Origin of the sequence: Escherichia sp. KCJ4928 (genome assembly GCF_004352695.1) — a bacterium.
GTDB lineage: Bacteria > Pseudomonadota > Gammaproteobacteria > Enterobacterales > Enterobacteriaceae > ECMA0423.
Genome location: NZ_SJWV01000213.1, coordinates 1 through 6455, shown reverse-complemented (window position 1 = coordinate 6455; position 6455 = coordinate 1). Strand labels below are relative to the sequence as shown.

At 53.6% G+C, this 6455-nt stretch carries 7 protein-coding genes and 2 pseudogenes; 7 read left to right on the top strand and 2 right to left on the bottom strand.

Translation table 11 applies throughout. The features are described 5' to 3' along the window. The 6 genes from E0D98_RS20545 to araD all read left to right on the top strand — a co-directional run. Positions 1–577 (top strand): SLC13 family permease (locus tag E0D98_RS20545; protein ID WP_131890899.1); only part of this gene is annotated, 577 nt, incomplete at its 5' end. A gap of 12 nt (positions 578–589) precedes the next feature. After that, positions 590–1576 (top strand): 2,3-diketo-L-gulonate TRAP transporter substrate-binding protein YiaO, encoded by a 987-nt coding sequence (gene yiaO, locus E0D98_RS20540; RefSeq protein WP_000776883.1) that lies wholly within the window; start codon positions 590–592, stop codon positions 1574–1576. A 3-nt stretch (positions 1577–1579) separates the two neighbouring features. Then, on the top strand, positions 1580–3076 hold the full coding sequence (lyxK, locus tag E0D98_RS20535) for an L-xylulokinase (RefSeq protein WP_131890896.1): 1497 nt from the start codon (positions 1580–1582) through the stop codon (positions 3074–3076). Further along, positions 3073–3735: a 3-keto-L-gulonate-6-phosphate decarboxylase UlaD gene (gene ulaD, locus E0D98_RS20530; RefSeq protein ID WP_000089516.1), complete on the top strand. Its 663-nt coding sequence runs from the start codon at positions 3073–3075 to the stop codon at positions 3733–3735. Before lyxK ends, ulaD begins: the two co-directional genes overlap by 4 nt. Then, positions 3728–4588 (top strand): L-ribulose-5-phosphate 3-epimerase, encoded by an 861-nt coding sequence (locus E0D98_RS20525; protein WP_001326164.1) that lies wholly within the window; start codon positions 3728–3730, stop codon positions 4586–4588. The genes ulaD and E0D98_RS20525 overlap by 8 nt, the downstream gene beginning before the upstream one ends. Further along, positions 4582–5277: an L-ribulose-5-phosphate 4-epimerase gene (araD, locus tag E0D98_RS20520; protein ID WP_000893117.1), complete on the top strand. Its 696-nt coding sequence runs from the start codon at positions 4582–4584 to the stop codon at positions 5275–5277. Before E0D98_RS20525 ends, araD begins: the two co-directional genes overlap by 7 nt. Before the next feature lie 31 nt (positions 5278–5308). On the opposite strand, the pseudogene E0D98_RS27565 reads toward araD, so the two are convergent. Next, a pseudogene (locus E0D98_RS27565) lies at positions 5309–5410 on the bottom strand (AraC family transcriptional regulator); the annotation flags it as partial. A gap of 3 nt (positions 5411–5413) precedes the next feature. On the opposite strand from E0D98_RS27565, the pseudogene E0D98_RS28030 reads away from it, so the two are divergent. Then, positions 5414–5677 (top strand): annotated as a pseudogene (locus E0D98_RS28030) (hypothetical protein); the annotation flags it as partial. On the opposite strand, the gene E0D98_RS20510 reads toward E0D98_RS28030, so the two are convergent. Next, positions 5624–6364, bottom strand: a complete 741-nt coding sequence (locus tag E0D98_RS20510; protein WP_000906799.1) for a MipA/OmpV family protein — start codon at positions 6362–6364, stop codon at positions 5624–5626. The pseudogene E0D98_RS28030 and the gene E0D98_RS20510 overlap by 54 nt on opposite strands. Positions 6365–6455: the final 91 nt, after the last annotated feature.

Here is a 6455-nt window from a genome sequence, read left to right as displayed (position 1 = left end):
GTTTACCCCTACCGAAGCCGGGGCCGTTGCTGCTTTCTATGCGCTGTTTGTCGCCACAGTTATTTACCGTGAAATGACCTTCGCCACACTTTGGCATGTACTCATTGGCGCGGCGAAAACCACCTCAGTGGTTATGTTTCTGGTGGCCTCGGCACAAGTTTCCGCCTGGCTGATTACCATTGCTGAACTGCCGATGATGGTTTCTGATTTACTGCAACCGTTGGTCGATTCACCGCGTCTGCTGTTTATCGTCATTATGGTGGCTATCCTGATTGTCGGCATGGTCATGGATTTAACGCCGACGGTATTAATTCTTACCCCGGTATTAATGCCTTTAGTTAAAGAGGCAGGAATCGATCCGATTTATTTCGGTGTCATGTTTATCATTAACTGCTCAATCGGCTTAATTACACCGCCTATCGGTAATGTACTTAACGTTATTTCAGGGGTGGCAAAACTCAAATTCGATGATGCAGTCAGAGGCGTTTTCCCTTACGTCCTGGTTTTATATTCATTATTAGTCGTATTTGTTTTTATTCCCGATCTCATCATCCTCCCTTTGAAATGGATTAATTAAAAGGAAAATATTATGAAATTACGCTCTGTAACCTACGCATTATTCATTGCTGGCCTGGCTGCATTCGGCACATCTTCTCTGGCGGCGCAATCTTTACGTTTCGGTTATGAAACCTCACAAACCGACTCGCAACATATTGCGGCGAAAAAATTCAATGATTTATTGCAGGAGAGAACCAAAGGCGAGCTGAAATTAAAATTGTTTCCGGATAGCACCCTCGGTAACGCGCAGGCGATGATCAGCGGCGTACGTGGCGGCACCATCGATATGGAAATGTCCGGCTCGAATAACTTTGCCGGGTTATCACCAGTGATGAACTTGCTTGATGTCCCTTTCCTGTTCCGCGATACCGCTCACGCGCATAAAACGCTCGATGGCAAAGTCGGTGATGATCTGAAAGCCTCACTTGAAGGTAAAGGACTAAAAGTACTGGCCTACTGGGAAAACGGCTGGCGCGATGTCACCAACTCGCGCGCACCGGTTAAAACCCCCGCCGACCTGAAAGGGCTGAAAATTCGCACCAACAATAGCCCGATGAATATCGCCGCATTCAAAGTCTTTGGCGCTAACCCGATCCCGATGCCGTTTGCCGAAGTCTATACCGGGCTGGAAACCCGCACTATCGACGCTCAAGAACACCCGATCAACGTCGTCTGGTCAGCAAAATTTTTCGAAGTGCAGAAGTACCTTTCTCTGACGCACCACGCCTATTCCCCGCTTCTGGTGGTGATCAACAAAGCGAAGTTTGATGGCTTAAGCCCGGAGTTCCAGCAAGCGCTAATTTCATCTGCGCAGGAAGCGGGTAACTACCAGCGCAAACTGGTTGCCGAAGATCAGCAAAAAATCATCGACGGCATGAAAGAAGCGGGCGTGGAAGTCATCACCGATCTCGACCGCAAAGCCTTTAGCGACGCGCTGGGGAATCAGGTTCGCGACATGTTTGTTAAAGATGTGCCGCAGGGAGCTGATCTGCTGAAAGCCGTGGATGAGGTGCAATAAACCATGACGCAATACTGGCTGGGGTTAGATTGTGGCGGTAGCTGGCTGAAAGCCGGGCTGTATGACCGCGAAGGCCGGGAGGCAGGCGTGCAGCGCCTGCCGCTGTGCGCATTAAGCCCGCAGCCAGGTTGGGCAGAGCGCGATATGGCAGAACTGTGGCAATGCTGCATGGCTGTCATTCGCGCCCTGCTTACCCATTCCGGCGTTAGCGGGGAGCAAATAGTGGGTATCGGTATCTCCGCACAAGGAAAAGGCTTGTTTTTGCTGGATAAAAACAACAAGCCGCTCGGTAACGCCATTTTGTCCTCGGACCGCCGGGCGATGGAAATCGTTCGTCGCTGGCAGGAAGATGGCATCCCGGAAAAACTCTACCCGCTGACCCGACAAACCTTGTGGACCGGGCATCCAGTGTCGCTGTTACGCTGGCTGAAAGAGCACGAACCGGAACGCTACGCGCAAATTGGCTGCGTGATGATGACGCACGACTACCTGCGCTGGTGTTTAACTGGCGTCAAAGGCTGTGAAGAGAGCAATATTTCCGAGTCCAATCTCTACAACATGAGTCTTGGGGAATATGACCCGTGCCTCACCGACTGGTTGGGGATCGCTGAAATCAATCACGCCCTGCCGCCTGTTGTCGGTTCTGCCGAAATCTGCGGGGAAATCACCGCTCAGACAGCCGCACTGACCGGTCTGAAAGCGGGTACGCCCGTAGTCGGCGGCCTGTTTGATGTGGTTTCCACCGCACTCTGCACCGGGATCGAAGACGAATTTACCCTTAATGCGGTGATGGGTACCTGGGCGGTGACCAGCGGCATAACCCGCGGTTTACGTGACGGTGAAGCGCATCCGTATGTCTATGGTCGCTACGTTAACGATGGTGAATTTATCGTTCACGAAGCCAGCCCCACCTCTTCCGGCAACCTCGAATGGTTTACCGCACAGTGGGGAGAAATCTCGTTTGATGAGATTAACCAGGCCGTTGCCAGCTTGCCGAAGGCCGGGGGCGATCTCTTTTTCCTGCCATTCCTGTACGGCAGCAACGCCGGACTCGAGATGACCAGCGGTTTCTACGGGATGCAGGCCATTCATACCCGCGCGCACCTGTTGCAGGCCATCTATGAAGGCGTGGTGTTCAGCCATATGACCCATCTCAACCGGATGCGCGAACGTTTTACTGATGTGCACACCCTGCGCGTCACTGGCGGCCCGGCGCATTCCGATGTCTGGATGCAAATGCTGGCGGACGTCAGCGGTCTGCGTATCGAGCTGCCGCAGGTGGAAGAAACCGGCTGCTTTGGTGCAGCACTTGCCGCCCGCGTCGGCACCGGAGTTTATCGCGATTTCAGCGAAGCCCAACGTGATTTACAGCACCCGGTACGCACCCTGCTGCCGGATATGACCGCCCATCAGCTTTACCAACAAAAATACCAACGCTATCAGCATCTCATTGCCGCACTTCAGGGCTTTCACGCCCGCATCAAGGAGCACACATTATGAGCCGACCACTTCTGCAACTGGCCCTCGACCACTCATCACTTGAAGACGCACAGCGCGACGTGACGCTGTTAAAAGACAGCGTCGATATCGTCGAAGCGGGCACCATTCTCTGTTTAAACGAAGGGCTTGGCGCGGTAAAAGCCTTGCGCGAACAGTGCCCGGACAAAATCATCGTCGCTGACTGGAAGGTCGCCGATGCCGGTGAAACACTCGCTCAACAAGCATTTACCGCAGGTGCTAACTGGATGACCATCATCTGCGCCGCACCGCTCGCGACGGTGGAAAAAGGCCACGCGGTGGCGCAACGCTGCGGTGGTGAAATTCAGATAGAGCTGTTCGGTAACTGGACGCTGGACGACGCCCGCGACTGGCATCGTATTGGCGTGCGGCAGGCCATTTATCATCGTGGTCGTGATGCACAGGCCAGCGGGCAACAGTGGGGCGAGGCCGATCTGGCACGCATGAAGGCGCTTTCTGATATCGGTCTTGAACTTTCCATTACCGGCGGGATTACCCCTGCTGACCTGCCGCTGTTTAAAGATATTCGCGTGAAAGCGTTTATTGCCGGACGGGCGCTGGCAGGCGCAGCAAATCCGGCACAGGTGGCTGCCGATTTCCATGCGCAAATCGACGCTATCTGGGGAGGCAAGCGTGCGTAATCATCCGTTAGGGATTTATGAAAAAGCGCTGGCGAAAGATCTCTCCTGGCCGGAGCGGCTGGTGCTGGCAAAAAGCTGCGGCTTTGATTTTGTCGAAATGTCGGTGGATGAAACCGACGAACGGCTCTCACGTCTTGACTGGAGCGCCGCACAACGTGCTTCGCTGGTCACTGCGATGATCGAAACGGGTGTTGCCATTCCGTCAATGTGCCTGTCTGCCCATCGTCGTTTTCCCTTTGGCAGCCGGGACGAGGCAGTGCGCGAACGGGCGCGGGAAATCATGAGTAAAGCGATTCGCCTGGCGCGCGATCTCGGAATTCGCACCATCCAGCTGGCAGGTTATGACGTCTATTACGAAGACCACGACGAAGGCACCCAACAACGTTTTGCTGAAGGGCTGGCGTGGGCAGTCGAACAGGCGGCGGCATCACAAGTAATGCTGGCGGTGGAGATTATGGATACCGCGTTTATGAACTCCATCAGCAAATGGAAAAAATGGGACGAGATGCTCGCCTCGCCGTGGTTCACCGTCTACCCGGACGTCGGCAACCTCAGCGCCTGGGGCAATGATGTTCCCGCCGAACTGAAACTGGGCATTGACCGTATCGCCGCGATCCACCTGAAAGACACCCAGCCAGTGACCGAGCAAAGTCCCGGACAGTTCCGTGATGTGCCGTTTGGCGAAGGCTGCGTCGATTTCGTTGGCATCTTCAAAACGCTGCATCAACTGAACTATCGCGGTTCTTTCTTGATTGAGATGTGGACCGAAAAAGCCAAAGAGCCGGTGCTGGAGATTATTCAGGCGCGGCGCTGGATTGAAGCGCGTATGCAGGAGGCAGGTTTTATATGTTAGAGCAACTGAAAGCCGACGTGCTGGCGGCAAATCTGGCGCTTCCCGCTCACCATCTGGTGACGTTCACCTGGGGCAATGTCAGCGCGGTAGACGACACGCGGCAATGGATGGTAATCAAACCTTCCGGCGTCGAATACGACGTGATGACCGCCGACGATATGGTGGTGGTTGAGATAGCCAGCGGTAAGGCGGTGGAAGGTAGCAAAAAGCCCTCGTCCGATACGCCAACGCATCTGGCACTTTACCGTCGCTATGCCGAAATTGGTGGCATTGTGCATACCCACTCGCGCCACGCCACCATCTGGTCACAGGCCGGGCTGGATCTCCCCGCCTGGGGCACCACGCACGCTGATTACTTCTATGGTGCCATCCCCTGCACACGCCTGATGACCGCAGAGGAGATCAACGGCGAGTATGAATACCAGACCGGCGAAGTGATCATTGAAACTTTCGAAGAACGCGGCAGGAGTCCGGCACAAATCCCGGCGGTACTGGTACATTCTCACGGCCCGTTCGCCTGGGGAAAAAATGCCGCCGATGCGGTGCATAACGCCGTGGTGCTGGAAGAGTGTGCCTATATGGGCCTGTTCTCGCGCCAGCTTGCGCCGCAGCTCCCTGCGATGCAAAACGAACTGCTGGATAAACACTACCTGCGTAAGCATGGAGACAATGCCTATTACGGGCAGTAATCCCTCACGCCGGGGCTTCATCGCCCCGGCACTACGAATTGATATGTTCCTTGCTGTAACGCCGCTTCCACGCTGCTGGCGTTAAACCGGTGTGCTTGCGAAAAATCTGCCGGAAATAGCCAACCTCATTAAACCGTATTGCATGGAGCAGGCCGACAACGTCGAGTCACTGCATAACCTGTTGCTGCCCGCCGATGCGCCATTTACGACATTTGAAGGCAAGGGATTGTTCAGCCATAAGATCCTGATTCAGACGCCAGGTTCCCGGTATGAACAGAGCAATCCAGAGCAACAACCTTTGTGGCATTACGACGGAGCACCAGCCGCACCGACATCCACCGGTGAATTAAAAACGCCAGCTCACGCCGGTGACAAAGGTAAAACTCTCATTACGATCAATCATCGGGCTGTCGGTAATCTCTTCCGGCAGCTCGCTGTATCCGGCGCTCGCCATCAATACTACGTGCTCTCCTATCGGGTATTTTGCCGTCAGGCTGACATAGGGCACCCAGGCATCCTGCGCGGAATAACTTGCCAGACCGCTACGACGGGACTCACTCTCTGAAATGCCATAGTAATAGTCACTGAAATTCTCGTCATAATAGAGAACGCCCAGCGCAGGTGTCAGCGACAGGCGACCTATCTGCATTTTGTGGAAAACCGATAGCTCCCCCACCCAGCCGTTGCTGTTATCCAGAACGTCCGCAGCTGCAGAGGCTTTCACGGTTCCCCAACGCTCGTGGTGATACCAGGCAACCCCCGCCATAGCCGTACTATCACGCTTATCAAGTTGTTGCATGGCATGATCGTCATTATCGGCAGGGTCAAATTCCAGCGGCATCCAGGATGCGGTCAGGCTAAGTTCATTTTTTTCACTTTGCGACAGAATAAAACCTAACGTGGTCTGACGAACATAAAAAGAATCACCTTCATAACTAATCAGGGGAATTGCCTTTGTATTTTCATTATAACCGCGATAAGGCGATTCATTATAAGCCGCACCGGCACCAATGGATAATTCAGAAGCAGTTGCGCTTGCCATAAAAGGCAACGCAAATAACGCCACAATATTGCGGTTAATTAACATGTCCGGTATTCCATTTTAAAATAAGATAAAAAAGAGTCGGCATAGTAATGCTTACAATTTCTCCGGTGCAAGATTCATATTTATATAGTAA

What these genes read in the sequence shown, in the direction of transcription:
- yiaO (WP_000776883.1), top strand. Translation starts at nt 590, where the DNA reads ATGAAATTACGCTCTGTAACCTACGCATTATTCATTGCTGGCCTGGCT.
- lyxK (WP_131890896.1), top strand. Translation starts at nt 1,580, where the DNA reads ATGACGCAATACTGGCTGGGGTTAGATTGTGGCGGTAGCTGGCTGAAA.
- ulaD (WP_000089516.1), top strand. Translation starts at nt 3,073, where the DNA reads ATGAGCCGACCACTTCTGCAACTGGCCCTCGACCACTCATCACTTGAA.
- araD (WP_000893117.1), top strand. Translation starts at nt 4,582, where the DNA reads ATGTTAGAGCAACTGAAAGCCGACGTGCTGGCGGCAAATCTGGCGCTT.
- E0D98_RS20510 (WP_000906799.1), bottom strand. Translation starts at nt 6,364, where the DNA reads ATGTTAATTAACCGCAATATTGTGGCGTTATTTGCGTTGCCTTTTATG.